Source organism: Flavobacterium sp. Root935 (genome assembly GCF_001429295.1).
Taxonomy (GTDB): domain Bacteria; phylum Bacteroidota; class Bacteroidia; order Flavobacteriales; family Flavobacteriaceae; genus Flavobacterium.
Genome location: NZ_LMJL01000010.1, coordinates 306,313 through 333,188, shown reverse-complemented (window position 1 = coordinate 333,188; position 26,876 = coordinate 306,313). Strand labels below are relative to the sequence as shown.

Genomic DNA, 26,876 nt, shown 5'->3' with positions numbered 1-26,876 from the left:
AAACTGCTTCAAATACAATAGATTAAAAACTTGGTTGGGTTGCAAAAATTTTATAATTTTGCGACCCAATTTTATTATGTAAATTAAAGAAGAAGATGGATATTAAAAGAGTAGCAATAGACGCTGTTAACGAGACAATTGTAATGAACGTGGTTCATATGGATTATAAAGGTCAAGTGGCAAAAAGAATCAACGAAAAATTGCCTTTGGCGCAAGTAAAAGGATTTAGAAAAGGACAAGTTCCTAAAGATCTTGTTGAAAAACAATACGGAAAAGGTATTAAACAAGAAGAAGTTAAAAAAGTAGTTGATTTAGCTTTAGAGCGTTATATTCAATCTGAAAGATTAAATCTTTTAGGAACTCCTCTTCCAAAAGTAAACGAAAACCTTGACTGGGATGCTGAAGAATTAACTTTTGAATTCGAAATTGGTTTAGTGCCTAACTTCGAAATTGATTTAGAAGCTAAAAATAATATCGTAAAATATATTGTTACTGCTGACGATAAATTAATCGACGGACAAGTAGAGCGTATCCAAAAACAATTTGGAAAAGCAATTCCTCAAGATAAAGTTGAAGCTGATTCAGATTTAACTGGAACTTTCACAAACGAAGAAAAAGGAATCAACAATACAACTACAATTTCTGTATCTACTTTCAACAAAGAGGCTGGAGATAAATTCATCGGTAAAAAAGTTGGAGATGTTGTTACAGTAAGCACAAAAGGTTTATTCGAAGACGATCACCAATTAATGGATTACTTAAAAGTATCTCATGATGATGTTCACGGTTTAGATATCGAAGTAAACTTTACAATCGAAGCTATCAACGGATCAGAATTGGCAGAATTAAACCAAGAATTATTTGATAAACTTTTTGGTGAAGGAAAAGTAGCTTCTTTAGAAGATTTAAAAGCTAAAATCAAAGAAGATGCTGAAGCTCAATTCGCGCAGCAAGCAGATCAAAAATTATTGTTAGACGTTCAGGATTTCTTGATCGAAAACACAAAATTTGATTTACCAGCAGAATTCCTTAAAAAATGGTTGCAAACTGTTGGAGAGAAAAAACTTTCTGCAGAAGAAGCTGAAGTTGAATACGCAAGATCTGAAAAAGGTTTACGTTTCCAATTAATTGAAGGAAAAGCAATGGCTCAAAGTAATATCCAAATTACATTTGAAGATTTGAAAGAGTTTACATCAAACGCAATCAGACAACAAATGGCTCAATTTGGACAAACTAACCCAACTGAAGAAGAAGTTCAAGGAATCGTGGCTAGAGTTTTATCTAACCAAGAAGAAGTGAAAAGACTTTCTGAGCAAGTTGTAGCTGCTAAATTGTTAGATTTATTCAAAGAGAAAGCAAATCCAACAACAAAAGAAGTTACTTACGAAGAATTTATTGCTGCTTCTTACGGAGAATAATTTCTGAAAAATAATTATATTTGAGCGTCAAGAGATTTTTCTTTTGACGCTTTTTTTTGTTTCGGCTGTATGTGATATTCCAGATTAAAAAAAAAACTTAGTCCCGAAGCTTCGGGATAGTATCTCAGAACCTTGAAACTTTAAAAAAAAGAAGACATAATGACATTCTTTATAAAAGGGTATGACCTTTGCAGGGAATAAAAATGTATACACCAAATAAACGTAAAACTTAGAACAAAATACATATGAACTACGGTAAAGAATTCAAAAAATTTGCTACAAAGCACCAAGGAGTAAATGCAATGTATTACGATAAAATCGTTGCGGCGATGACTCCAACTAATATGACTCCATATATTATTGAAGAACGTCAGTTGAATGTTTCTCAATTAGATGTATTTTCAAGATTAATGATGGACAGAATTATTTTTTTAGGAACTGGTATCGATGACCAGATTGCTAACATTGTTCAGGCTCAATTATTATTTTTAGAAAGTGCCGATGCTTCAAAAGATATTCAAATTTACTTAAACTCTCCTGGAGGAAGTGTTTATGCAGGTCTTGGAATCTATGACACAATGCAGTACATTAAACCAGATGTAGCTACAATTTGTACAGGAATGGCAGCTTCTATGGGAGCAGTTTTATTATGTGCAGGAGCTGCAGGAAAACGTTCGGCTCTGCCACATTCACGCGTTATGATTCACCAGCCGTCTGGAGGAGCACAAGGTGTTGCGACAGATATGGAAATCAACTTACGTGAGATGTTGAAATTAAAAGATGAATTATATCATATTATTTCACAACATTCAGGACAAACTTTTGATAAAGTGCATAAAGACAGTGAGCGTGATTACTGGATGAAAGCTGACGAAGCAAAAGAGTACGGAATGATTGATGAAGTTTTGAGAAGAGGATAAAACTTAGTTTCAAGTTTCAAGTTTCAAGCTGCTATGGTTAACTTGAAACTTCAAACAAATAAAACTTGAAACAAAAAATAAAAGTTAAGAAGTTACTAAGTTTTTGAGGTTTTCGTTGAAAGTCTCAGAAACTTAGTAACTTTGCAGCTTAGTAACTAAAAAAGAATGGCTAAAGTAGTATTAGAATGTTCGTTTTGTGGAAGAAAGAAGCCAGAAACTAATTTATTGATTGCTGGAATCAATGCACATATTTGTGATAAGTGTATTGAGCAGGCACACGGAATTGTATTAGAAGAATTAAAGTCTAGTGGAAGCGCAAAACTTGTTGGAGATTTAATTTTAAAGAAACCAAAAGAAATTAGGGCTTTCTTAGATCAATATGTTATTGGTCAGGATCAAACTAAAAAAGTAATGTCAGTTGCGGTTTACAATCACTACAAGCGTTTAATGCAGCAGCAATTAGACGACGAAGTAGAGATTGAAAAAAGTAACATCATTATGGTGGGTCAAACCGGAACTGGAAAAACATTAGTTGCAAAAACAATTGCAAAAATGTTAGATGTTCCTTTGGCTATTGTTGATGCAACAGTATTAACAGAAGCTGGTTATGTTGGAGAAGATGTTGAAAGTATCTTAACCCGTTTACTTCAAGCTGCTGATTATGATGTAGCTAAAGCAGAAAGAGGAATTGTTTTTATTGATGAAATAGATAAAATTGCCCGTAAGAGCGATAATCCATCAATAACACGTGACGTTTCTGGTGAGGGAGTTCAACAAGCATTATTAAAATTATTAGAAGGAACTGTTGTAAACGTACCGCCAAAAGGAGGTCGTAAGCATCCAGACCAAAAATTTGTTGAGGTAAATACTCAAAATATATTGTTTATTGCAGGAGGAGCTTTTGATGGAGTTGAACGTATTATTTCTAAACGTTTAAACCGTCAGGCAGTTGGTTATTCAACTTCTAAAAATGTAGACAATATTGATAAAGACAATTTACTGCAATACATTATTCCAAAAGACATTAAAGATTTTGGATTGATTCCAGAGATTATTGGTCGTTTACCAGTTTTAACGCATATGGATCCTTTGGATAAAGAAACGCTTCGTGCTATTTTGACACAGCCTAAAAATGCATTAATAAAACAATATCAAAAATTATTCTTGATGGATGATGTTGAGTTTACTATTACAAACGAGGCTTTAGATTTTATTGTGGATAAGGCATTAGAATACAAATTAGGTGCACGTGGACTTCGTTCTTTATGTGAAGCTATCCTAACTGATGCTATGTACGAATTGCCAACTTCAGATGACACAAGTCTGACAATTGACAAAGAATACGCAGAACACACATTAAGTAAAAATTTATTGAAGCGTATGGAAATTGCTTCTTAAATCTTAAATATCACTTTGTCAAAGTTTTAAATTTTGACAAAGTTTTTTTTTTAACCTGCTCACTGAGCAGGTTTTTTTTATGATTTTCAAAAACTTTTTGTTTGTTGTATGGAATAAATTTTAAAGATTTTTTTCTTCTGAAAACAAAAAGTTGAATTTTAGCCCTGATCGAAACGGCATCCTTTTGCTCTGGGGTTCAGAGCAAAAGATATAGTGTAGAGCAGGACCGAAAGTTCTTTTGAAAACAAAATTTTCTGCTGCTAAAAAAAACTACTGCACCCTAAATTTCTCTCTATATTCAATTGGTTTCATACCGACCATTTTATAGAACACTTTTCTAAAAGCTTTTGGGTCGTTGTAACCTGTTTTTTCGATGATTTCTGAAATGGAAAGCTGAGTTTGCTCTAAGTATTTTTTTGAACTTTCGACTCTTATATTCTGAAGATATTCTATTGGCGGAATTCCGGTTACCTGCTTAAAGCGACGTGTCATGTTTCTGGCACTTGTTGGAATGTCTTTGGTAATTTCTTCCAGTTTTTCTATTGTATGATATTGGCTTTCAATTTTTTGCTGTAACATAGCAACCAAAGTATCATTGTGCAAATGATTGGGTCTAAAAGTGCTGAAATAACTTTGTTTATATCTATTTAAATCGATAGAAAAGATTTTAGCAATATTGACAGCCATTTCGTTGCCGCAGAATTTTTGAACTAAAAGAATTAATAAATGAAAAGTTGAGGTAGAGCCGCCGCTGGTATACAAACTTCCATCAGCAGTTAGAGTTTCTTCGGGTTTTAATTTCACCATCGGAAAAGCTTTTGTAAAAGCACTGCAGGCGTCAACATGTGTGGTAGCCAGTTTTTCGTTTAACAAACCAGAAGCGGCAAACAAAAATGCTCCAGTACAAAAACTGGCCAATTCGGCTCCAGCTTGATGTTGTTTTTGCAGCCAAGGAATGAAATTTTTATTCTTCTTAATCATTTCACTCATATTGTCAGTTGTAAAAGCGGGAATTAAAATCAGATCCAAAATAATATTAGACGTTTCAATTACGTTAGATACATATCCAAACAAATTTCCCTCATCATTTTGTTCTTTCGATTGAAAAATCATGATTTCAAATGGTTTTTCGTTTCCTGAACTGAGTTTGTTAGTAGTTTCAAATACTTCTAATATCGCTGCAATACTTAATAATTTGTAGTCGTGAGGTACGATTAATCCTAATTTCTTGCTCATGGTTTTTATTGTTTTTGAAATGTAACTTCAAACAAAAATAATCATTTTGTCTTAAATGCCCCTAAAAATGACTTTTATTGGCATTTTTAACTAATCTTAAAATTTTACATTTGTTTTAATTAATTCGTAATTTTATAAAGATGAAAACAAAGATATTCTTAAATCTTGCTGTAAAAGATTTAAATCGTTCAGTATCCTTTTTTAAGGATTTAGGCTTTTCATTCGATTCTAGGTTTACAAATGAAAAGGGAACTTGTTTAATTGTTGGTGAAAATATAAATGTGATGCTTTTGGTTGAGGACTTTTATAAAACATTTACCAATAAGCAAATTTGTGATACCGCTACAACCAGCGAAGTCCTTATTTCTATTTCTGTTGAAACACGCGAAAAAGTGAATGAAATAATGGAAAAAGCAGTTAAAGCCGGCGGAACTGATTACAATAAAGAGCATGATTATGAATGGATGTACCAAAGAACTTTTCTGGATCTAGATGGGCATCATTGGGAAGTTTTTTATATGGATGAAAGCCAGATACCAAATAATTAACTATGATTTCGGTAGAAGCTATAATTAATGCACCTATAGAAAAAGTTTGGGAGCTGTGGACATTGCCTGAGCATATTATAAATTGGAATAATGCTTCTCCAGATTGGCATACGCCTTTTGTAGAAAATAACCTAACAGAAGGCAGTAAATTTAAATTTACCATGGCTGTAAAGGATGGAAGTGATGGTTTTGATTTTGAAGGCATATACACGAAAATTGACAAATTTTCATTACTAGAATATAAGCTTTATGATAATAGAACGGCAAGTGTTCATTTTGAAAATCAAGATAATCAAGTAAAAATTACTGAAACATTTGAGCCGACAGCAATCGAATCTGCAGATATGGAAGAAAAATTTTGTACGGCTATCATTCAAAATTTTAAAAGCTACGTGGAGAATTTTAAACGATAAATCAATTTATAAATTATAAAATAAAAATCATGATAACAATCAAAAATACCGTTAATGCATCTTTAGACAAAGTTTGGGATTTATGGAATACGCCAGAACATGTTAAGAATTGGAGTTTTGCATCTCCAGACTGGCACACACCGTATGCAGAATCTGATTTAAGAGAAGGAGGAAAATTTAAATCGACTATGGCAGCAAAAGATGGAAGCATGAGTTTCGATTTTGAAGGTGAATTTACTTTGGTTAAACCAAAAAGTGCACTCGAATATGTTATGGCAGATGGAAGAAAGGTTGAAATTAAGTTTACAGAAACGGCAGACGGAGTCGAAATTGTTGAAAGTTTTGATCCAGAAACGCAAAATCCAGAAGAAATGCAGCGCGCAGGCTGGCAGGCAATTTTGGATAATTTTAAAAATTACGCAGAAAACAATTAATTCTTTTTCTTGAGGTTCAAAGGTTCAAAGGTTCAGAGGCTTACACATTACTTACTATCACAATATCTAACCAAAAAAAAACAAAAAAATGACAAAACAAATATGGTTGAATCTTCCTGTAAAGGATGTAGCAAAAGCGAAAGATTTTTTCTGGAAAATTGGTTTTTCGTTTAATGAACAGCATGATACGCCAAGTTCGACGTGCATGGTTGTAGGTGAAGGACATTTTGTTGTAATGCTTTTTGAAGAAATGCTTTTTTCCAGCTTTTCTCAAAACAGTCTTACCGATACTAAATCGAGCTCGGAAGTATTGATTTCGATTGATGCTGAAAGCAGAGAAGAAGTTGATGAATTAGCAGAAAAAGTAAAAGAAGCTGGCGGAACTGTTTTTGCTCCTCCTGCAGAAAGTCAAGGTTGGATGTACGGCTGTGGTTTTGCCGATTTAGACGGTCATCGTTGGAATGTTTTATTTATGGACTTTAGTAAATTACCAAATTAAGATGGAAAAATTAAAATTTAATATCAGTATCAAGGCTTCTAAAGAAAAGATTTGGAAAGTCTTATGGGAAGACGAAACTTACAGAAAATGGACCGGAGTTTTTTATGAAGGGTCGTATGCAGTAAGTGATTGGAACGAAGGTGGAAAAATACACTTTCTTGGGCCTGACGGTGGAGGAATGAATAGTATAATCGAGAAAAAAATCCCAAATGAATATATGGCTTTTAAGCATTTGGGAGAACTGAAAGATTTTAAGGAATTACCCCTCAATGAAGAAACAAATGAATGGAGCGGTTCAATGGAAACCTATAGATTAACTCAAAACGGAGATGCAGTTGATCTTGAGGTAGAAGTTGATGTAACCGAAAAGCATATAGACTATTTTAAAGGTACTTTTCCAAAAGCATTGGATCGAATTAAAGAATTGTCTGAGGAATAAGTAAGAGAGTAAAGATTAAAGAGAAAAGAGAAAAGAGTAAAGAGTGTATCTATAACTAAAAGATTAGTAAAAAAGACATTAACAATTTATAATTAACAATCAACAATTAATAAAAAAACATCATGGCAGCAATAAATCCTTATTTAATGTTTAATGGAACTTGCGAAGAAGCATTTCTATTTTATAAATCAGTTTTCGGCGGCGAATTTCCGTACATCGGAAAATACAAAGACGCACCAGCAGAAGAAGGTGAGCAACTCTCTGAGGAAGCTCTAAATAGAATTATGCACGTTTCACTCCCAATTGGGAATACGATTTTAATGGGAAGTGACAGTCATCCAAGATATGGGGATGTTGGTTTTGGCGATAATTTCTCCATTTCGATTAATGTAGAAAGCACAGATGAAGCAGATAGAATTTTTAACGGACTTTCGGCAGGAGGAAAAGTAGAAATGCCTATGAACAAAACCTTCTGGGGTGCATATTTTGGAATGTTCAAAGATAAATTCGGTGTGAACTGGATGGTAAATTTTGATGAAAATCAGCCGAATAAATAATTAAAAAGTTATGTTATTTTAATAGCGGAACATAATTGTTAAATTACTCCAAAAAGCACATGAAAATGTGCTTTTTCTTTTCAAAAAAACAAAGATTATTCTTTTTTATAAAGCATAGATTGTCGATTTTTGTCGCTTCAAAATCAATAATAGGAAAAATGGCGATAGAAGATAAAGAGATAATTTTATTAAAAGTTTCAGGACACGATAAAATTGGAGTTACAGCAGGTTTAACAGCTGTATTGGCTGCGTACGATGCTAATATTTTAGATATTGGACAAGCTGATATTCATGATACGCTGTCACTTGGAATTTTATTCGAGATTGAAGCAGGGTCTTCTTCTGCGCCAGTTTTAAAAGATCTTTTGTTTAAAGCCTATGAACTAGAAATTAAAGTGAAATTTATTCCGATTTCTATTGAAGATTACGAAAAGTGGGTAAAATCACAATCTAAACAGCGCTATATCATCAATATTTTGGGCGAAAAACTGGCCGCTTCACAATTAGCAGCAGTGACCAAAATAATGTCAGATCAAAACCTGAATATCGATTCTATCATTCGATTAACAGGAAGAACTTCTATTGTCGAAAAAGAAGAGTATCCGCGTTCTTGTATTCAATTGTCTGTAACAGGCGAAATTGTAAACAAAATTATTATGACGGCAAGTTTTATGGAAATTTCCAGAACACTTAATGTTGACATTTCTTTTCAAGAAGATAATATCTATAGAAGAAACCGCCGTTTAGTATGCTTCGATATGGACTCAACGCTTATTCAAACAGAAGTAATCGACGAGCTTGCAGAACTTAATGGAGTAGGAGATCAAGTAAGAGCTATTACAGAATCGGCTATGAATGGAGAGATTGATTTCAACGAAAGTTTCAAGCAGCGTATGGCTTTACTTGAGGGTTTAAGCGAAGAAGTACTGCAAAATGTTGCAGTCAATTTACCAATAACACAAGGAGCACATCGTTTAATGAAAGCTCTAAAATATTACGGTTATAAAACGGCAATACTTTCTGGAGGGTTTACGTATTTTGGAGAATACCTGCAAAAAGAATTAGGAATAGATTATGTTCACGCCAATCAGTTAGAAATAAAAGACGGAAAACTTACGGGTAAATATATAGGTGATATTGTAGACGGTCAGAAAAAAGCAGAATTCTTAAAAGCAATTGCTGAGAAAGAAGGAATTCACATTAATCAAACCATTGCAGTTGGAGACGGAGCAAACGATTTACCAATGCTAAATTTAGCGGGTCTAGGAATCGCTTTCCATGCCAAACCAAAAGTAAAAGAAAGCGCTTCAACTTCAATTTCAAGTTTAGGTCTTGACGGAGTTTTATATCTTTTAGGTTACCACGACAGATATATTGATATGATGTAATTCGAATTGTTACTCTGAGCGAAGTTGCAAGATTTTATATAGAAAATGGCTTCGACTCCGCTCAGCCTGACAATAGAGAAAAATTACTTTCGAGCTTCTAACTCCTTTTTAATTTCTTTTAAAGTATTCATATTCAAAATAAAAATAGGAAGCAATGCAATCGGAATAACATTAGAGGCGCTAAAACCTTTATTCGCTACAAGAAAAATGTTAAGTCCAAACAAAAAAAGTAATACCACACCAAATAAGTAAGTTACTGTTTTTAAAGATTTTTGTGTTTTGACTAATTCTTCACTAGTCATTTCGTTAAAATTCTTTTTCATTTTAGTTGAAGATTTTAATTGGAAAATTAAACTTTAATAGACTGCATCTCCTTCAACTGCTCCAAATAATCTCTTTGGTTCGAAAGTCTTGGAATTTTATGCTGTCCGCCTAATTTGTCTCTTTCCTTCAGCCAATCATAAAATAGATTTTCACGAGCTACATTAATTACTAAAGGGTTTAAAGTCATATTATTGTAGCGTTTAGCTTCGTAATCTGAATTTAAAGTCTGTAAAGTTTCGTCTAGAACTTTTTGGAAAAGGCCAAAATCAGCAGGTTTTTTCTTAAATTCAATCATCCATTCGTGTGCGCCTTTTTCTTTGTCCTGCATAAAAATAGGAGCAACAGTATAATCAATCACTTCAGTTTGTGTAATCTGGCAGGCTTTTGCAATGGCTTGATCGGTATTTTCAACCATTAATTCTTCACCAAAAACATTAATATGATGTTTGGTTCTTCCAGTAACTCTTATACGATATGGATTTAATGATGTAAAACGAACTGTATCGCCAATTAAATAACGCCACAAACCAGAATTTGTAGTAATTACAATAGCATAGTTTTTATTCAATTCGACATCGACCAAACGAATTACTTTTTGATTCGAAGTTCCAAAAGTGTCCATCGGAATAAATTCATAGAAAATCCCGTAATCAAGCATCAATAATAAATCACTCGAATTGTTCAAATCCTGAATCGCAAAAAAGCCTTCAGAGGCATTGTAAATTTCGTAATATCTAAAATCTTTGCTAGGAAGCAATTTTTTGTATTGTTCTTTGTAAGGAGAGAAACTCACTCCGCCGTGAAAATAAACTTCAAGATTTGGCCAAAGCTCTAATAAACTTTGTTTACCAGTATTTTCTAAAACCTTATTCATTAAAACCAGCATCCAGGAAGGAACTCCCGCAAAACTGGTAACATTTTCATTTTTGGTTTCATTAATAATTGCAGCGATTTTAGTTTCCCATTCACTCATTAACGAAGTTTTACTGCTTGGTGTACTGCTGAATTCAGCCCAAATTGGCATGTTCTCAATTAAAATTGCAGACAAATCGCCAAAGAAGGTGTTGTTATTTTCGTAAATCTGAGAACTTCCGCCTAAGCGAAGACTTTTTCCTAAAAAAAGTTCAGAATCTTCATTGTTATTCAAATACAGGCATAAAAGATCTTTACTGCCTTTGTAGTGGCAATCTTCTAGTGCTTCATTACTTACAGGAATAAATTTACTTTTTGCGTTTGTAGTACCGCTCGATTTGGCAAACCATTTAATTGGAGTTTCCCAGAAAACGCCTTGTTCACCCTGACGTGTACGTTCAATTAAAGGCTGTAATTCCTCATAACTTGCAATAGGAACTCTTTCTGCAAAAGTTTGATAAGATTTTATTGTCGAAAATTCATATTGTTTTCCAATAACAGTATTTTCAGATGCCGTCAATAAGTTGTGCAATAGTTCTTCTTGAACTTCATTTGGGTATTTTAAAAAAAGTTCTATTTGGTGAATCCGTTGTTTAAGGACCCATGATGCAAACGAATTGATTATAGATAGAGGCATGAATTTGTTTTTTAGATTACTGATTTTAGGTTTTAAATTTTACAGGTGATGTAAAAACAAAAAACTTAAAATTTGAATATCGAGAGACAAATAGTAACTTTGTCTTCATATCAAAAATAGTATTTTTTTGTAAAAAACAACCCGATTTCTAGCAAAGATTCTAATTAGTAGGTCGAATTTTAACACTAAAATGTCCAATTCTTTTGATAATTCCAAAATAGCAATATAAATAAAAATACGAATGCAATATCAAGGTGTCCTGACAAAAATGCAAACCGAACTTGGAAGTCCAATTCAATATTATTTGGTCTTTGAAGACAGTTTTCTAAATGTTAATCAATTATTGGATAAAGAAATCGAAATTAGCTTTTTGGGCTGCCAGTGTTTAAATTGCAGTAAAAAGAAGAAAATTTACCGTCAAGGTTTTTGTTACGACTGTTTTTATTCTAGTCCGGCAGTTGGTGACTGGATTATGAGACCAGAATTAAGTACAGCACATTTAGGAATTGCAGACCGTGATTTAGATTATGAATCAAAAGCACAATTACAGCCGCATATCGTGTATTTAGCCGCTGCTTGCGAAATAAAGGTAGGAGTAACTCGTAAAACTCAAGTCCCAACTCGTTGGATCGATCAAGGTGCATCTCAGGCAATTGCAGTTGTTGAGGTTCCAAATAGATATCTGGCAGGAATTACAGAGGTTGCTTTAAAAAACCATTACACGGACAAAACCAATTGGAGAAAAATGCTTCAAAATTCTACCGAAACTTTTGATTTAATTGCAGAAAAAGTGAAAATTGAAAGTTTAATTCCAGCTGAGGTTAAAGATTATTTTTATTCTCAAAAAGATGATTTGTACGATTTACAATATCCTGTTTTGAGTTATCCTGCAAAAGTAAATAGCTTAAATCTGGATAAAATGCCTTCGTTTCAAGGAAAATTAGTTGGGATAAAAGGACAATATTTAATTTTTGAAAACGGAACTGTTTTTAATGTTCGTGGTTCCGAAGGCTATGTTGTAAGTATAGACGTCTAGCATTATTTCCTGTTTGTCTATCCTTATTCAGCACCCTTATAATAATTTTCATCAATTATCATAATCATTGTATTTTTAGAATTTTTAAGAATAGGTGATGTGAATTTTGATAAATTTGATTACAATTTTGTAATAATTACTTATTCAAAGAAATTAATTTTAGAAACAAAAAAAAGCCTAGATTTGAAGTTTGTTCTATCTAAGGCTTTTTTTTAAAATTAAATCGAAATTATTTAATTCTTTAATTATAAATAATAAATGAGTACTTTAAGCAAAATAAACAATTTTAGAAGAGGCGTGATGCGTGGTCTGACTAAAAACATTGGAAAACCAAAAACGGAACGTGATATTGTTTTGGTTGATAAAGCTGAAATTAAACGCGTTTTAATTTGCAGACCAAATGGCAGACTGGGCAATCTTTTATTAATTACGCCGCTGGTTCAAGAAGTAGCAGAAACTTTCCCGAATTGTAAAATTGATTTGTTTGTAAAAGGTACATTAGCACCAATTGTTTTTGAAAATTATCAGGCAGTTAACAAAACAATTCATTTACCCAAAAAACCTTTTAAAAGTTTAGTTGAGTATATGAAGGTTTGGATTTCTATTAAGAGCGAACCTTATGATATGGCTATAAATGTCGATCAAAATTCTTCTTCTGGCAGATTGGCTGTACGATTTTCAAGAGCAAAGTATAAATTCTACGGAGATTTGGACGGTGAGCTAACAGAGTCAAAAACGGATTATGATCATATTGCTAAATACCCGGTTTATAATTTCAGGACTTATTTGACAAAATTAGGATTGCCTAAAAGCAATAAAATAGTAGCATCTTTGGATCTTAAGCTTACTGATGCAGAGCTCGATAACGGAAAGAAAATTTTAGATCTTATAACTCCAGATCCATCAAAACGAACAATCTGTATCTTTACTTATGCAACGGGAGCTAAATGCTATTCAGGAGAATGGTGGGAAAACTTTTATTCTAAACTTAAAGAAGAATACAGCAATTATAATATTATTGAAATATTGCCAGTCGAAAACGTTTCGCAAATTGGGTTCCAAGCGCCAACCTATTACAGTAAAGATATTCGCGAAATGGGATCTGTATTGGCAAATGTAGATTTGTTTATTGGTGCAGACAGCGGTATTATGCATTTAGCAAGTGCTGCTCAAACGCCAACTGTTGGATTGTTCTCAGTTTCAGAATTAAAAAAATACGCCCCTTATGATAGTGGAAGTGTAGGAGTGGATACTAGAAAATGTATGCCATTAGAATATTTCCAAATTATCAATTCAATTTTAGATAACGGGAAATTAAAAGTATATCCTAAAGCAGTATAAAAAAAGGCCAATCATTTGATTGGCCTTTTTATTAGTATACTGAGATTAGTTTTTCTTTTTGAAAAGACCATTCAGCAAATCACTTGCTTTTTTGGTAACCTCTTGTGTTTTCTGTTCTTTTTCTGTTTTTGCAGCCTGCGTTGTATCTTTAGCTTTTGTGTTTTTGTTGATTAAATCAGTAAGAGCCGAAGTTCCTTTTTGAGTCAATTTATCTTTCTGCTGATTAACCAGTTGTGTAGTCAAACTACTTACGGCAGTTTTCATATCTGTACTGATTTTAGGATTCGAAAAGTTTCCAGTCAAAGAAGCATTTATTGGAATATTATCCAGTTTTGCAGCATCTGCAGCAGACAATTTTGCAATTAAATTGTTGGCTTCTGTTCCTAAATATTTAGCAGGAACATCAAACTTAATGGTGTAATTCATAGTTTGGTCAAAACCGTGAGTTCCTCCAACTGTAGCTTTAATATCTTGATATTTAATATCAAATGGTTTTACGTTTACTCTTCCGTTTTCAAAAGTCAGAGCTGCTTTAATATCATTTAAATTAACTTTGTTTAAATCAATAAACTTAACATTTGAACTTAAGGCATTAAGTAAAGTTGAGTTTTTAGCATTTACGGTAGTCGAAAGCAATTGACCGATTAAGTCTCCTGAAATCGATTTTAAATCTGGCGTTAATTCTTTCGCATCTAAATTTCCATTCAGTTTAATAGTCGAATTTAATTTTCCATTAATAATTCCAGCTATTGGGGCAATTTTTTTCATCATGTCCAATTGCGTAAAAGTCTGTGCAATATCAACTTGATTAAAACCTAAATTCATATCAAAAGTTGGAACCTTTTCTTTTGTAGAAACAGCACCATTAAGACCAATTGTTCCGCCAAAAATAGAAGTTTTAAAGTTTTCTAAAGTTGCTTTTTCATCTTTGATAAGTAACTTTCCAGAAACATCTTTTAGTTTTAAATTGTCGTATAAAACAGTTGTAGCTTTTGCATTTAAAGTACAATTTAAAAAAGCAGGAATCTTCATTGCTTCAGCTGGTTTTGCCGGAGTTTTAGTCTCTGTTTTTGCAGGTTCGCCAGAAGTCATAAAATCATCAACAGCCAATTGATTCGAGCTCATGTTGAAGTTTCCTCTAAGTTCTTGTTTTTTAAACATAAAACCGTAGAAATTCTCCAACACTCCGTTGATAGCAATATCACTTTTTCCAGTTGTCGCATTAAACTGTTTTAAGTTAATTTTGCTCGGATTGAATTCTACCAATGCCGTACTGATGTTCATAGATTTATTGTTTTCATCTGTATATTTAAATCCAGATAAACTCATTGTTCCAGCATTTTTTATGTTTTGATACTGGCTTTTTTCAACAGAAGCCATGTCAAAATTAGTTGTAACATCAGCTTTTAAAATTCCAGCCAAAGGTTTATCCATTTTAATTGGATATGCTTTCGAAAGGTTCGCCAAATTGATTGTTCCCTTTAAAGCCGCATCAACAATCGGATTTACGGTTATGTTTTTAATATTCGCTTTAGCGTTAAAAACATCCTGATCAATTCTGAAAGATAACTTGTCTAAATTCACATAAGTATCGTTTAGAATTCCAGTTTCGTTAATGATTTTAGTATCAATTACAATATTCTGAACAGATTTTGGAAGGTTTGGATATTGGAAAGAAGCATTATTAGATGCGATTTCAATATTAAATTTAGGAACAGTTGTTTCTGTTAATTCACCTTTAGCAAAACCATTTACGGTAAAATCTCCAGTAGTTTTTACGCCGTCTAAACTCGAAGCATAAGCTGAAGGGATTAATCCTAAGAAGTTGGTAAATGATGAAGTAGGTGTTTTAAATTTCAAATCGTAAATCTGTTTATTTTCAGCCATTTGAATGAATCCGTCAAATTCCAAAGGTAATTGATTGATTAAAGCTTTATTCTCTTTAAAAGTATATTTGCTTTTTTCTAAATCAATTCCAAGAACTGCGTCTAAAGTAAGTTTGACATTTTTCATGTAATTCATTTTATCCATGTCCAATGAAACTTTTGCAGTAGTTTTTGTATCCAAATCTAATTTTGAATTCGTAAAATCTCCAGTTCCTTCATGATTCAAACTGTCAATAACCATCTTGATTTTTGAACCTTGATCGATATATCTAAAAGTGAAATTCTCGATTTTATAATTTTGAATTTTTAAAGAAAGCGGTTTGCTTTCTTCACTTTTTTTGTCTTCTTTTTTATCTTTTAATGCAATATCAAAGTTTCCAACACCATCTTTATTGAAGATGATATTTACTAATCCGTTTGTAGAACTAATTCCCTGAATGCTTAACGGTTCTTCTTTTCCTTTGAAAAGTTCTTTGATACTCATTTTTAAATTTAACTCGCCTAAAGAAACCAATGTATCGCCTTCAAAAGGAGCTTTGTTAATAATCACAAGTTTCTCAATTCCGACTGTTGCGTTTGGGAAATTTTTGAATAAACTTAAATCAGCATCTTTAAAACTTACTTTGGCATCAACACTTTCGTTAATGGCTTCGGCAATTTTGGCTTTAATTTGATCTTTAAAGAAATACGGAATGGCAAATAATGCGGCAACAAATACCACAATGACTATGGCACTTATTTTTAAAACTTTCTTTAGCATATAAATAGATTTGAGGGTTTAACATCTTAAAAATCGACTCCTGCAAAAATAGTTTTTTTTAGCAGAGTGCGCAGATAAAGTTTTCTTAAAAATGTAAGAATTTTACTTTTGTTTGTTAAATAAAAAAAATCCGATTGAAATTAGTTCAAACGGATTTTTAATATTCTTTATTTCACTATTTCTGAATAAATGAAACAATCTTATCGACCAGCGTTTCAGATATAGGAAGTGTTTCATTATTATAACTCGCTAAATTGGCGTCTTTATCACCGTCAATGATTTTTAAAACGTGATTCATTTTGTCAATTATAACCATTTCAGAATTCTTATTGGCTTCAGATAAATTTTCGGCATCTTTCACAGTAACTTGGATATCATTGTTTCCTTGCAGAATTAAAATTGGAATAGTAACTTTCTTTATTTCTGTCTGAGGATTGTATTTGAACCAAGAAATGAGATAAGGCTGAATACTTGGTCGGAAAAGTGAAACCACCATCGGATCAACTTTTTTTACTGTAAATCCGTTTTTTAAACTGTCGATTATAGGAAAAGTCATATCGTTAAGCTGTTTCATAGATCTTGAACCAATCTGCGTTTTGATAATTTTATCTGCAGAATCACCTGCACCCGCAATCGAAACAAACTTATCTGCTTTGGCGCACGCAATCATTCCTATTAATGATCCTTCACTATGCCCAATTACTACTATTTTAGAGAAACGTTTATCTTGTTTTAAATAATTAATCCAGCTTTTAGCGTCGTCTATATAATTTTCGAAAACCAAGCTGCTTTCAGATAATCCGCCGGCTGCTTTGCTTTCGCCAATTCCTCTTTTATCAAATCTTAAAGATGCAATTCCATTTTTAGCCAGCGCCTCTGCCAGCATTTTTAAAGAATTGTTCTTCATCATTGCATTGTTGCCATTTCTATCTGTTGGTCCAGATCCTGCAATAATCAAAGCGACTGGATATTTTTTTGTTAGATCTGGCGTAGTCAGCGTACCAAAAATTTGATTGGTATTTATTTTTAAGACCGCTGGAGTTTCTTTAAAAGTAATTTCTTTTTTGTTCTGCGCATTTAAAACGCTCCAAAACAAAACCGTTAAAAAAAGGATTATCTTATTCATATTAATAAATATTGATTCCGTAAGGCATTAATGCTTGTATTCCTTTTTGTTTTTGAAATTTCTTTACCTGTTCGATAAGAAGATAATTTTCTTCTCCAATTTCTTCTTTAATAAAAGCTTCTTTCGATTTTGCAAAAGGCATAGTAGAAAGTAAATCGTTAAAAGTCTTTTCGTATTCAGGATAATTCTGAGTGCTGTATTTTTTTATTTTGGCAATCTTAGCAGCTTCGGCAATTGCAGCATTCAATCCTCCAATTTTATCTACTAAACCTAATTTTAAAGCTTCTGTTCCTGACCACACTCGGCCTTGCGCAATAGCATCAACTTGATCGAAAGACATCTTACGTCCGTTTGCTACACGCGTTACAAAAGTGTTGTAAATTTTTTCGACTCCTTCTAAGGTAAAAGCCTTGAACTTCTCATCAACTGGCAAAAACGGACTGTAATTTGCTGCGTTTTCATGAGTTTTTACTTGTTCTGAATTGATTCCTAATTTATTAGCCAAAGGACTGAAGTTTGGAAGTACTCCAAAAACACCAATTGATCCTGTAATTGTATTGTTTTCTGCAAATATTTTATTGGCGTTGCAGGCAATGTAATAGCCGCCAGAAGCAGCATAATTCCCCATAGAAACCACGACTGGTTTTACTTTTTTAGTAACCTCAATTTCTCTCCAGATTAAATCAGAAGTCAGGGCGCTTCCTCCTGGGCTGTCAATTCTAAGAACGATCGCTTTTACGTCGTCATTTTTTCTTGCTTCCTGCAAAGAACGACGCATCGAACCTTCTCCAATAGTATTTACATCTCCTTCGCCGCTTCCAATTTCACCTTGAGCATAAATAATTGCAATTTGATCAGTTGCAGTATTAGCTAGGGCAGTTGTAGCATTATTTTGAGTATAATCTAAAATCGAAATTTTATTGTAATCTTCATCTTTATCTACTTTCAATGCTTTTCTAATGGCATCGTGATACACATCTTCATAAGCAATTACGTCTACCAAATGTTGCTGCTTTGCCATTTCAGGAGTTCTTGCTAAAAGTCCGTTGGCAATTTCATTTAATTTTGGCAGCGGAATATTTCTACTTTTTGAAATATCGGAAGAAACAGTAGCCCAAATTGAGTTTAAAAGCGCAGTAATCTGTTCTCTGTTGGCATCACTCATACTATTTTGTAAAAAAGGTTCAACGGCACTTTTATATTTTCCATGACGGATCACTTCCATGTGAATTCCTGATTTTTCTTGAAAATCTTTGAAGAACATTACTTCAGAAGAAAGTCCTTTAAAATCTAAATCACCAACTGGATTTATATATATTGTATTAGCTACAGAAGTTAAATAATATTCTTTCTGCGAATATGTATTGGCATAAGCCCAAACAAATTTTCCTGATTTTTTAAAACTTTCAAGAGCATTTCTTAAATCTTTGTATTGAGCAAGACCCAACGAAGATTCGTCATTTAAAATAGAGATTCCTTTAATATTATCATCTGTTTTAGCCGCTTCGATTGCATTAATCACATCAGTTAAACCAATACCTTTTTTATCAGAAAAAGCAGTTACCCAAGGATCTTTATACTTCCCAGCATAATCATCTTTGATTTCCTTTAAATTAAATTCAATAACCGAATCAGATTTAACAGAAACCTTGTCGTCTCCGCCAAAAAGTGTGACAATAAAAATTACTCCAAAAAAGAAGAGCATAATAAATACAAAAATACCAATTACGGTAGCAAGTACATTTCCTAAAAACTTCATATGTATATTTTTTTAATAAGTAGAGAAAAAGGGCAAAATGTTACAAATTAGACATCTAAAATTATGATAAAATCTAAGACGTCGTTTCACAAATATATTGGTTAATTCTAAAATAGTTTTAGTTAATTTGCATTAATTATGAAATTACAGCATCAAGTCGTTTTATCGATAGGCAGCAACCAAGGCAGCAGACTAGAAAACATCCAAAAATGTATTGATTTAATCCATCAAAAAGTAGGTACTGTCATTCAGGTTTCAAAACTTTACGAAACTCCTGCATGGGGTTTTGAGAGTGATGCATTTTATAATTGTGCACTTCTTTTGCATACCAATTCTTCTGCTCAAAAAATACTAAATCAGGTTTTGAAGGTCGAAAAAGAGCTGGGAAGAATTCGCTTGAATCAAAAAGGTTATCAATCCAGAATTATTGATGTTGATTTAATTGTTTATGATAATGAAATTATTGATTCAGAGAAACTAAAAATTCCGCATCCGCTGATGCAAAATAGGAATTTTGTTTTGCTCCCGATGCAGGATTTGAAGCTAAATTGGAAACATCCTATTTTGCAGAAAACTATAACAGAACTAATTGCTGTTACTCCAGACGAAAGTGTTTGTACTATTGTTCAGGATTTGAAAAACCCGCTCGATGAAATTCCTTTAAATCAATTTAATTATATTTCTTTTGAAGGAAATATTGGTGCAGGGAAAACTACTTTGGTGCATAAAATTGCAGAAGATTTTAATGCTAAAACGGTTTTAGAACGATTTGCAGATAATCCGTTTCTTCCAAAGTTTTACAAAGATCAAAACAGGTATGCTTTTCCGTTAGAAATGTCATTTTTAGCCGATCGTTATCAGCAGTTATCAGATGATTTGGCTCAATTTGATTTGTTCAAAGATTTTATTGTAGCTGATTATCATATTTTTAAATCGCTGATATTTGCTAAAATTACGCTTGCAGAAGATGAATATCGTTTGTACAGAAATTTGTTCGATATCATTTACAAAGAAATGCCGAAACCAGATCTGTACGTTTATTTATATCAGAATACAGAACGTCTGCTTCAAAATATCAAGAAACGCGGCCGTAATTATGAACAGAACATCGAAGCATCCTATTTAGATAAAATCAACAACGGATACTTAGAATACATAAAATCGCAAACCGACTTGAATGTTTTAATAATCGACGTTTCAGATCGTGATTTTGTAAAAAAACACGAAGACTACGTTTTTATCTTAGATGAAATCAAGAAGAAGTTACGCTAATGTGGTAATTAGATAATTAGTCAATTAGATAATTCTTTTGTGTTTTTAAATTATCTAATTTTCAAATTGGCACATTTTCTAATTCTCAAATTGACACATTATCTAATTAAATCATCTTTTTAAAGTAAAATGACCTCTTAAAATCGGCTTAGTATCATCAATTTTTAAAGCGTACCAATAATCAGAAGCAGGAAGCGGAATTTGGTTTAAATTGCCGTCCCAGCCCATTTTTGATCTGCTTAATTGTGCAACTAGTTTTCCGTATCGGTCAAAAATAGTGACTTCTGCCTGCGGATAATTTTCCATTCCAGTTACCTCCCATACATCATTGAAAGTGTCGTTGTTTGGAGTGAAAAATGGAGGAAAAACAAGAACTACAAATTGTTTGGTAACTTGTCCGCATCCGCTCTTTTCTCGCGCATAAGCCGTTTGAAGCCCGCCAGGAACATTATAAAAAATGGTGGAATCTTGATAATTAATTCCATCCAGAGAATATTCAAAATAATTTTCGGCTTTAACAGGATAGATAATCGCTCTTGTTCCTTCAACATCGATACGATCAATTTGTGGAACTTTATGCTCTTCAACCACTATAGTTTTTCTGCTTGTGCAATTCTCAGGAGCTGGACTAGTAACATCAACAGTATAAGTTCCTCCAGAATTAATGGTAGTAGTTTGAGTTGTTGCTCCATTTGACCATTGATAATTCATTCCAGAAATCCCCGCGTCTAGTGTTATAGTTTGAAGCTGGCACAGAGGTAAAGTTTCATCAGTTACTGCAGGCGGTGCATAAATTACAATGTCTACAGGAATTCGGGTGGAGTTAATACAGCCGTTATTAGAAGACTCAGCATAATAAGTCGTGTTGGAAGAAATTACAGGAGTTACGAAATTATTTCCCGAAAAAACACTATTTCCTCCTGTAGAAGCTGTAAACCAGTTGATGCTTCCAATATTTGAAGTTGCTTTAATAGTTACAGATCCAGGTCCGCAATTAGTATATGTATTTTGTTCGGTAATTGGGGTTGCTGGAGTGGCATTTACTGTAGCAGTTACAGATTTTCTATTCGATTCGCAGCCCGCATCAACATAATAAGTTGTAGTTGTACTTATTGAGGGAGTGGTGTAAGAAGTTCCGGTTCCTAATAAATTTCCTCCCGTAGCGGCATCATACCATCCAATAGTCGCTCCACTTGATGCCGTTGCAGTAAATGTAAAAGTTCCCGAATCACAAACTGGACCCGGATTTGCTGCTGGCGTTGCAACGGGAATTGTAATTTTTGTACTTGCTGCAATTTCCAGTGGAGCTTCGCCTGGCATTCCGCCGTATTCTACAACATATCCTTTTGGCTGATAATTATCGCCGGGAGTCAATGATCCTGTGTTTGATAAATCGTTCCAAGAGCCTCTTATTCCAACTCCTGGCTGTGTAATATGTGCATAATCTTCATCTCCCTGCTGATTAGGTTCTCTCGTATTCCAGAAAGCAAAATTTGGAGTCGAACCGTTTGCATTTCCGTTCCAAAAAATAGTTCCAGCTTCAGGGCCGGTAACCCATTTCCAGACACTTTCTGTTTCCGCATCGCTTCCGCCAATCCATCCAGTTCCAGAAGCCTGTTCACCAATTAATTTAGCCTCATCGGCAGATAAAACTGTAGCTAAATATCCTTGAAGACCGTAATATGTACTGGCAGCGGCTAAATCTCTTGCGTTTGTCCATGTAACGCCTACATTTGGAATAAATAAATAATAATGTCCTGTAGAAGGAAGATAATTAGCTTGACCGATTGTAATAGAAAAAGTTCTTGTTCCAGATGCCGTTGCAGACGAATTGGTGAATACAACATCTTTTACTGCAGCAACAAAATCAGCATACGGAATTATAGTGGAAGAGGTTGATCCAGATAATTGTAATTTTCCTGAAGCTGCATCCCAGCTCGTTATAATATTTGGATGTGATGCAGGATTAGCTAATTCTAAGCGATCAAGTCCGCTTGAGTATCCTGATGAAATCTGTATATAAAGTACCTGTGTTCCGTTTTCTGCAGGATCATGATTGATGGTAAAATCAGTAACAATATTAATTGTAGTTTGTGGACAGTATAATTGATCTCCTTCTGCAATAAGTTTAGGAGGATCAATTACGAAATTGTCTTTCTTATGCTTCTTTATTTTGGGATTTATAGAATGTTTTGAAGTAAGTGTATTCTTTTTGTTAAAAGTTTTTGTATTTTCATTTGCAATGGAAAAATTAAAACTTAAAACGGAAAATAAAACAAGAATGGTTAGTAATTTGATATTTTTCATTTGCTAAAAATATCAATTAATTAATAACAAAAAAAATAATTTCTATTTCGGCCAATTTATTTTTTGAAACAAATCCCAAACTACTATTCCAGCGCTAACTGCTATATTTAGTGAGTGTTTGGTGCCAAGCTGAGGGATTTCAATACATCCATCGCATATTGCAACAGCTTCCTGTGCAACACCATAAACTTCGTTACCAAATACCAGTGCATATTTTTGATCTTTTTCAATTGTAAAATCTTGAAGAAAAATCGCACTTTCAACCTGTTCAATGGCCATTGTAAGCACATTTTCTTTCTTTAAATTTTCAATAACTTCAAGAACATTTTCATGATGTTCCCATGCTACAGTTTCAGTCGCGCCAAGAGCAGTTTTATGAATTTCTTTGTTTGGAGGAGTGGCAGTAATACCGCATAAAATAATCTTTTCAATCAAAAATGCATCTGCCGTTCTAAAAACAGAACCAATATTGTGAAGGCTTCGGATATCATCTAAAACTAATATTAAAGGTGTTTTTTCAGATTTCTTAAAATCTTCTATAGATTTACGGTCTAGTTCGCTGTTTTCGAGTTTTCTCATTGGTGTTGAATTGTAGTCATAAAAAAAGCTTCCAAAGATAAGGAAGCTTTTTCGATTATTTATATGTTTTTCAGATTAGCTTTTTACTGGATCTGGTAAAACAGTACCTTTAATAGTAAGGATTTTTGTAGGTTGTCCTTCAGCATTAGAAGTAACAGTTACAGTTTTTGTAAAAGCACCAACTCTGTCAGTAGCATATTTTACACCAATAACACCTTTAGCTCCTGGAGCAATTGGTTCTTTTGGAGTAGTTGGAACAGTACATCCGCAAGATCCTGTAGTGTTAGTAATGATTAATGGCTTAGTTCCGTTGTTTACAAAAACAAACTCACGTTTACCATCAGCATTGTGAGCGATAGTTCCGTAATCAATAGTTTCTGTTTCGAAAAGCATTCCTGCTCCTTCAACTTTTGCAACTTTAGCAGCTTTAGCTTTTTTAGTTGTTTGTGCATTAGTAGCTGTAATACCAGCTACAGCTAACATAGCGAATAAAATTATTTTTTTCATCTTTTTAGGGTCTTTTTTTAAATGATAAACAAAGCTATGTAAAATTCTGAAACCACAACCTAAAAATATCTTAAAATATTTTAATTTTTGAAGTTTTCGAATTGCCGTTAAAAAATCATAAATTCGCTGTCTTAATTTTTTCATTTAAAACATAATAATTTGGCAGCTAAAGATAAAGTGGTGAAAGAAACACCTTTGATGAAACAGTACAACGAAATCAAGGCTAAATATCCTGATGCATGTCTGCTTTTCAGAGTAGGGGATTTTTATGAAACCTTTGGAGAAGACGCCATTAGAGCTTCAAAGATTTTAGGAATAACATTAACTAAAAGAGGAGCAGGGTCTGATACAGAAACGGCTCTGGCTGGTTTTCCGCATCATTCTGTAAATACCTATCTGCCAAAATTAGTTAAAGCCGGACTTCGTGTAGCGATTTGTGATCAGTTAGAAGATCCAAAAATGACTAAAACCATTGTCAAAAGAGGTGTTACAGAATTGGTAACTCCCGGAGTTTCTTTAAATGATGAAGTACTGCATTCAAAATCAAATAACTTTTTGGCCTCGGTTTATTTTGCCAATAAAAATATCGGAATTTCTTTTCTGGATGTTTCTACAGGAGAGTTTTTAACAGCTCAGGGAAATGCAGAGTATATTGATAAATTATTGCAGAACTTTAACCCAAGCGAAGTTTTAGTTCCAAAAAATAACAAGAACGATTTTAAAAACGCTTTTGGTGAAGATTTTCATAGTTTTTATCTAGAAGATTGGATTTATAAAGAAGATTATGCTTTAGAAACCCTGACCAAACATTTTCAAACCGTTTCTTTAAAAGGATTTGGTGTTGAGGAATTAAAAGAAGGAATTATTGCGTCTGGTGCAATTCTGTATTATTTATCAGAAACACAGCATAATCGTGTGCAGCATATCACGGCAATTCAGCGTATTGCAGAAGATGCCTATGTTTGGATGGATCGCTTTACGATTCGAAACTTAGAATTATATCACAGTTATAATCCAAATGCAGTTACGCTTTTAGATGTTATCGATAAAACACTTTCTCCAATGGGAGGACGTTTATTGAAACGCTGGCTTGCTCTGCCCTTAAAAGACAGTAATAAAGTAAAAAGCCGACATGAAGTTGTCGCTTATTTAAAGTCGAATCCAGAAATTCTGCATAACATTCAATATCAAATTAAGCAGATTTCTGATTTAGAGCGTTTAATTTCTAAGATCGCTGCAGGAAAGGTATCTCCAAGAGAAATTATTTATTTAAAAGAATCTCTAGATGCTATTATTCCGATAAAAACTTTGGCGCTCGAAAGTCCGCAGGAAGCTGTAAAAGTAATTGGAGACAGTCTTCATGCTTGTGAGCTGCTTCGCGAAAAAATTAAAACGACATTAAATCAAGATGCGCCTGTTGCAATTTCAAAAGGAAATGCAATTGCAAGCGGCATTAATGAAGAATTGGATGAACTTCGTGCGATTTCAACTTCTGGAAAAGAATTTTTAGAAGGAATTGAAAGAAGAGAATCAGAAAGAACAGGAATTTCATCGCTGAAAATTTCTTTTAATAATGTTTTTGGATATTACATTGAAGTTAGAAATACACATAAAGATAAAGTTCCAGAAGAATGGATTCGTAAACAGACTCTTGTAAATGCTGAGCGATATATTACAGAGGAATTAAAAGAATATGAAACCAAGATTTTAGGTGCCGAAGAAAAAATATACAAAATAGAAAGTGAGCTTTTTGAACAATTGGTGGCTTGGATAAGTACATATATTAAGCCGGTTCAAATGAATGCTTATTTGGTTGCCCAGTTAGATTGCTTGTGTTCGTTTACTCAGATGGCAGTAGAAAACCAATATGTACAGCCGGAAATCGATGATACTTTTGAATTAGATATTAAAAACGGAAGACATCCTGTAATTGAAAAACAATTGCCGGTAGGAACGCCGTATATTGCCAATGATGTTTTTCTGGATAGAGAAACACAGCAGCTTATTATGATTACCGGGCCAAACATGTCTGGTAAGTCTGCTATTTTGAGACAAACTGCTTTGATTGTGCTTTTAGCTCAAATGGGAAGTTTTGTTCCTGCAGACAGCGTTAGAATGGGAATTGTAGATAAAATTTTTACAAGAGTAGGAGCTTCGGATAATATTTCGATGGGTGAATCTACATTTATGGTTGAAATGAATGAAACCGCTTCTATTTTGAATAATATTTCAGATAGAAGTTTGGTGTTGCTGGATGAAATTGGAAGAGGAACTAGTACGTATGATGGAATCTCGATTGCTTGGGCAATTGCTGAATTCCTTCACGAGCATCCAGGAAGAGCAAAAACTTTATTTGCGACGCATTATCATGAATTGAATGAAATGACAGAATCGATGCCGAGAATCCAGAATTTTAATGTGGCGGTAAAGGAATTAAAGGATACTGTTTTATTCGTTAGAAAGCTGGTAAAAGGAGGAAGTGCTCATAGTTTTGGAATTCACGTTGCAAAGATGGCGGGAATGCCGCAGCTTGTTATTTCTAGAGCACAAAAACTTTTGAAGAAATTAGAGAAGAATCATTCCAGTGATGCTTTGCAAGGAATAAAAGCGGCTAATGACGAAATGCAGATGAGTTTCTTTAATTTGGATGATCCTTTATTGGAAGAGATAAAAGAAGAGATTTTGAGCCTCGATATTAATGCAATCACGCCAGTAGAAGCCCTGATGAAGCTGAATGAGATTAAAAGAATGTTAGTGAAAAAATAAATTTAAAAAATTTTCAAGTTTAAAGTTTAGGTTATCAGAAAGTTATAAAATAAGTAAAATATTTTTAAAAAAAATGCTTGTGTAATTGAATAAATGTCCTAAATTTGCACTCGCAATACGAAACAAGTCAAGTATTGCAGAGTTCTTAAATAGAATTTGAAACGCGAAAATAGCTCAGTTGGTAGAGCGCGACCTTGCCAAGGTCGAGGTCGCGGGTTCGAGCCCCGTTTTTCGCTCAAAATCATATAATGCTCGGATGGTGAAATTGGTAGACACGCTGGACTTAAAATCCAGTGAACAGCAATGTTCGTGCGGGTTCAAGTCCCGCTCTGAGTACTAAAGCCTCTTCTTTTGAAGAGGCTTTTTTTATTGTGTAAACTTGTAAAAAATAAATTTACGAAGTAAATTTATTTT

23 protein-coding genes and 2 tRNA genes are annotated in these 26,876 nt (G+C 33.4%); 16 read left to right on the top strand and 9 right to left on the bottom strand.

Annotated features, from left to right (window positions below):
* Positions 1 to 95 precede the first annotated feature (95 nt).
* The 3 genes from ASE40_RS12420 (at position 96) to clpX (ending at position 3,736) form a co-directional block, all read left to right on the top strand.
* Positions 96 to 1,418, top strand: coding sequence for a trigger factor (locus ASE40_RS12420; protein WP_057117371.1), 1,323 nt, complete (start codon positions 96 to 98; stop codon positions 1,416 to 1,418).
* 245 nt (positions 1,419 to 1,663) lie between these two features.
* Positions 1,664 to 2,338, top strand: a complete 675-nt coding sequence (clpP, locus tag ASE40_RS12415; protein WP_057117369.1) for an ATP-dependent Clp endopeptidase proteolytic subunit ClpP — start codon at positions 1,664 to 1,666, stop codon at positions 2,336 to 2,338.
* A 165-nt stretch (positions 2,339 to 2,503) separates the two neighbouring features.
* A complete protein-coding gene (clpX, locus tag ASE40_RS12410; protein ID WP_057117367.1) occupies positions 2,504 to 3,736 on the top strand; it encodes an ATP-dependent Clp protease ATP-binding subunit ClpX in 1,233 nt (410 codons plus the stop codon).
* A gap of 270 nt (positions 3,737 to 4,006) precedes the next feature.
* Here clpX and ASE40_RS12405 read toward each other — a convergent pair whose 3' ends face one another.
* A complete protein-coding gene (locus tag ASE40_RS12405; RefSeq protein WP_057117365.1) occupies positions 4,007 to 4,972 on the bottom strand; it encodes a GlxA family transcriptional regulator in 966 nt (321 codons plus the stop codon).
* Between the two features lie 140 nt (positions 4,973 to 5,112).
* Between ASE40_RS12405 and ASE40_RS12400 the strand changes: the two genes are divergently transcribed.
* From ASE40_RS12400 to serB, 7 genes are all read left to right on the top strand, one after another.
* Complete coding sequence (locus ASE40_RS12400; protein WP_057117363.1) at positions 5,113 to 5,520, top strand: VOC family protein; 408 nt, start codon at positions 5,113 to 5,115, stop codon at positions 5,518 to 5,520.
* Between the two features lie 2 nt (positions 5,521 to 5,522).
* A complete protein-coding gene (locus ASE40_RS12395) occupies positions 5,523 to 5,933 on the top strand; it encodes an SRPBCC domain-containing protein (protein WP_057117361.1) in 411 nt (136 codons plus the stop codon).
* 29 nt (positions 5,934 to 5,962) lie between these two features.
* A complete protein-coding gene (locus tag ASE40_RS12390) occupies positions 5,963 to 6,367 on the top strand; it encodes an SRPBCC family protein (RefSeq protein WP_057117360.1) in 405 nt (134 codons plus the stop codon).
* An 88-nt stretch (positions 6,368 to 6,455) separates the two neighbouring features.
* On the top strand, positions 6,456 to 6,866 hold the full coding sequence (locus ASE40_RS12385; protein WP_057117359.1) for a VOC family protein: 411 nt from the start codon (positions 6,456 to 6,458) through the stop codon (positions 6,864 to 6,866).
* A 1-nt stretch (position 6,867) separates the two neighbouring features.
* Positions 6,868 to 7,305 (top strand): SRPBCC domain-containing protein, encoded by a 438-nt coding sequence (locus ASE40_RS12380; protein ID WP_057117672.1) that lies wholly within the window; start codon positions 6,868 to 6,870, stop codon positions 7,303 to 7,305.
* 122 nt (positions 7,306 to 7,427) lie between these two features.
* Complete coding sequence (locus ASE40_RS12375; RefSeq protein ID WP_057117357.1) at positions 7,428 to 7,862, top strand: VOC family protein; 435 nt, start codon at positions 7,428 to 7,430, stop codon at positions 7,860 to 7,862.
* A gap of 158 nt (positions 7,863 to 8,020) precedes the next feature.
* Positions 8,021 to 9,250, top strand: coding sequence for a phosphoserine phosphatase SerB (gene serB / locus ASE40_RS12370; protein ID WP_057117356.1), 1,230 nt, complete (start codon positions 8,021 to 8,023; stop codon positions 9,248 to 9,250).
* Between the two features lie 83 nt (positions 9,251 to 9,333).
* On the opposite strand, the gene ASE40_RS12365 is transcribed toward serB, so the two are convergent.
* Together ASE40_RS12365 and ASE40_RS12360 are read right to left on the bottom strand one after the other, a co-directional pair.
* Entirely contained in the window at positions 9,334 to 9,573 is a 240-nt protein-coding gene (locus ASE40_RS12365; protein WP_057117353.1) for a hypothetical protein, read from the bottom strand.
* Between the two features lie 26 nt (positions 9,574 to 9,599).
* A complete protein-coding gene (locus ASE40_RS12360; RefSeq protein ID WP_057117351.1) occupies positions 9,600 to 11,123 on the bottom strand; it encodes a GH3 auxin-responsive promoter family protein in 1,524 nt (507 codons plus the stop codon).
* Between the two features lie 241 nt (positions 11,124 to 11,364).
* Between ASE40_RS12360 and ASE40_RS12355 the strand changes: the two genes are divergently transcribed.
* Complete coding sequence (locus ASE40_RS12355) at positions 11,365 to 12,159, top strand: DUF2797 domain-containing protein (RefSeq protein ID WP_057117349.1); 795 nt, start codon at positions 11,365 to 11,367, stop codon at positions 12,157 to 12,159.
* Between the two features lie 258 nt (positions 12,160 to 12,417).
* Positions 12,418 to 13,500, top strand: coding sequence for a glycosyltransferase family 9 protein (locus ASE40_RS12350; RefSeq protein WP_057117347.1), 1,083 nt, complete (start codon positions 12,418 to 12,420; stop codon positions 13,498 to 13,500).
* A gap of 45 nt (positions 13,501 to 13,545) precedes the next feature.
* Here ASE40_RS12350 and ASE40_RS12345 read toward each other — a convergent pair whose 3' ends face one another.
* From ASE40_RS12345 to sppA, 3 genes are all read right to left on the bottom strand, one after another.
* Positions 13,546 to 16,146, bottom strand: a complete 2,601-nt coding sequence (locus ASE40_RS12345) for an AsmA-like C-terminal region-containing protein (protein ID WP_057117345.1) — start codon at positions 16,144 to 16,146, stop codon at positions 13,546 to 13,548.
* Positions 16,147 to 16,321: 175 nt separating this feature from the next.
* A complete protein-coding gene (locus ASE40_RS12340; RefSeq protein WP_057117344.1) occupies positions 16,322 to 17,272 on the bottom strand; it encodes an alpha/beta hydrolase family protein in 951 nt (316 codons plus the stop codon).
* Position 17,273: 1 nt separating this feature from the next.
* Entirely contained in the window at positions 17,274 to 19,031 is a 1,758-nt protein-coding gene (gene sppA, locus ASE40_RS12335; protein ID WP_057117342.1) for a signal peptide peptidase SppA, read from the bottom strand.
* Between the two features lie 138 nt (positions 19,032 to 19,169).
* On the opposite strand from sppA, the gene folK reads away from it, so the two are divergent.
* The gene (gene folK / locus ASE40_RS12330; protein WP_057117340.1) at positions 19,170 to 20,303 is read left to right on the top strand and encodes a 2-amino-4-hydroxy-6-hydroxymethyldihydropteridine diphosphokinase; all 1,134 of its coding nucleotides are present in this window, start codon (positions 19,170 to 19,172) and stop codon (positions 20,301 to 20,303) included.
* A gap of 111 nt (positions 20,304 to 20,414) precedes the next feature.
* Here folK and ASE40_RS12325 read toward each other — a convergent pair whose 3' ends face one another.
* The 3 genes from ASE40_RS12325 to ASE40_RS12315 all read right to left on the bottom strand — a co-directional run bounded on the left by ASE40_RS12325 (position 20,415) and on the right by ASE40_RS12315 (position 23,696).
* On the bottom strand, positions 20,415 to 22,610 hold the full coding sequence (locus tag ASE40_RS12325) for a T9SS type B sorting domain-containing protein (protein ID WP_057117338.1): 2,196 nt from the start codon (positions 22,608 to 22,610) through the stop codon (positions 20,415 to 20,417).
* 42 nt (positions 22,611 to 22,652) lie between these two features.
* A complete protein-coding gene (locus ASE40_RS12320) occupies positions 22,653 to 23,189 on the bottom strand; it encodes an RNA methyltransferase (RefSeq protein WP_057117336.1) in 537 nt (178 codons plus the stop codon).
* A 75-nt stretch (positions 23,190 to 23,264) separates the two neighbouring features.
* Entirely contained in the window at positions 23,265 to 23,696 is a 432-nt protein-coding gene (locus ASE40_RS12315; protein ID WP_057117671.1) for a DUF1573 domain-containing protein, read from the bottom strand.
* Positions 23,697 to 23,855: 159 nt separating this feature from the next.
* Here ASE40_RS12315 and mutS point away from each other — a divergent pair, with 159 nt between their 5' ends.
* The 3 genes from mutS (at position 23,856) to ASE40_RS12300 (ending at position 26,798) form a co-directional block, all read left to right on the top strand.
* Positions 23,856 to 26,462, top strand: a complete 2,607-nt coding sequence (gene mutS / locus ASE40_RS12310; protein WP_057117333.1) for a DNA mismatch repair protein MutS — start codon at positions 23,856 to 23,858, stop codon at positions 26,460 to 26,462.
* 163 nt (positions 26,463 to 26,625) lie between these two features.
* A tRNA-Gly gene (locus ASE40_RS12305) sits at positions 26,626 to 26,698 on the top strand.
* Positions 26,699 to 26,712: 14 nt separating this feature from the next.
* Positions 26,713 to 26,798, top strand: a tRNA-Leu gene (locus tag ASE40_RS12300).
* Positions 26,799 to 26,876 lie beyond the last annotated feature (78 nt).

Bases quoted from the DNA above. Each gene is read 5' to 3' on its own strand.
- ASE40_RS12420 (WP_057117371.1), top strand. From the start codon at position 96: ATGGATATTAAAAGAGTAGCAATAGACGCTGTTAACGAGACAATTGTA.
- clpP (WP_057117369.1), top strand. From the start codon at position 1,664: ATGAACTACGGTAAAGAATTCAAAAAATTTGCTACAAAGCACCAAGGA.
- clpX (WP_057117367.1), top strand. From the start codon at position 2,504: ATGGCTAAAGTAGTATTAGAATGTTCGTTTTGTGGAAGAAAGAAGCCA.
- ASE40_RS12405 (WP_057117365.1), bottom strand. From the start codon at position 4,972: ATGAGCAAGAAATTAGGATTAATCGTACCTCACGACTACAAATTATTA.
- ASE40_RS12400 (WP_057117363.1), top strand. From the start codon at position 5,113: ATGAAAACAAAGATATTCTTAAATCTTGCTGTAAAAGATTTAAATCGT.
- ASE40_RS12395 (WP_057117361.1), top strand. From the start codon at position 5,523: ATGATTTCGGTAGAAGCTATAATTAATGCACCTATAGAAAAAGTTTGG.
- ASE40_RS12390 (WP_057117360.1), top strand. From the start codon at position 5,963: ATGATAACAATCAAAAATACCGTTAATGCATCTTTAGACAAAGTTTGG.
- ASE40_RS12385 (WP_057117359.1), top strand. From the start codon at position 6,456: ATGACAAAACAAATATGGTTGAATCTTCCTGTAAAGGATGTAGCAAAA.
- ASE40_RS12380 (WP_057117672.1), top strand. From the start codon at position 6,868: ATGGAAAAATTAAAATTTAATATCAGTATCAAGGCTTCTAAAGAAAAG.
- ASE40_RS12375 (WP_057117357.1), top strand. From the start codon at position 7,428: ATGGCAGCAATAAATCCTTATTTAATGTTTAATGGAACTTGCGAAGAA.
- serB (WP_057117356.1), top strand. From the start codon at position 8,021: ATGGCGATAGAAGATAAAGAGATAATTTTATTAAAAGTTTCAGGACAC.
- ASE40_RS12365 (WP_057117353.1), bottom strand. From the start codon at position 9,573: ATGAAAAAGAATTTTAACGAAATGACTAGTGAAGAATTAGTCAAAACA.
- ASE40_RS12360 (WP_057117351.1), bottom strand. From the start codon at position 11,123: ATGCCTCTATCTATAATCAATTCGTTTGCATCATGGGTCCTTAAACAA.
- ASE40_RS12355 (WP_057117349.1), top strand. From the start codon at position 11,365: ATGCAATATCAAGGTGTCCTGACAAAAATGCAAACCGAACTTGGAAGT.
- ASE40_RS12350 (WP_057117347.1), top strand. From the start codon at position 12,418: ATGAGTACTTTAAGCAAAATAAACAATTTTAGAAGAGGCGTGATGCGT.
- ASE40_RS12345 (WP_057117345.1), bottom strand. From the start codon at position 16,146: ATGCTAAAGAAAGTTTTAAAAATAAGTGCCATAGTCATTGTGGTATTT.
- ASE40_RS12340 (WP_057117344.1), bottom strand. From the start codon at position 17,272: ATGAATAAGATAATCCTTTTTTTAACGGTTTTGTTTTGGAGCGTTTTA.
- sppA (WP_057117342.1), bottom strand. From the start codon at position 19,031: ATGAAGTTTTTAGGAAATGTACTTGCTACCGTAATTGGTATTTTTGTA.
- folK (WP_057117340.1), top strand. From the start codon at position 19,170: ATGAAATTACAGCATCAAGTCGTTTTATCGATAGGCAGCAACCAAGGC.
- ASE40_RS12325 (WP_057117338.1), bottom strand. From the start codon at position 22,610: ATGAAAAATATCAAATTACTAACCATTCTTGTTTTATTTTCCGTTTTA.
- ASE40_RS12320 (WP_057117336.1), bottom strand. From the start codon at position 23,189: ATGAGAAAACTCGAAAACAGCGAACTAGACCGTAAATCTATAGAAGAT.
- ASE40_RS12315 (WP_057117671.1), bottom strand. From the start codon at position 23,696: ATGAAAAAAATAATTTTATTCGCTATGTTAGCTGTAGCTGGTATTACA.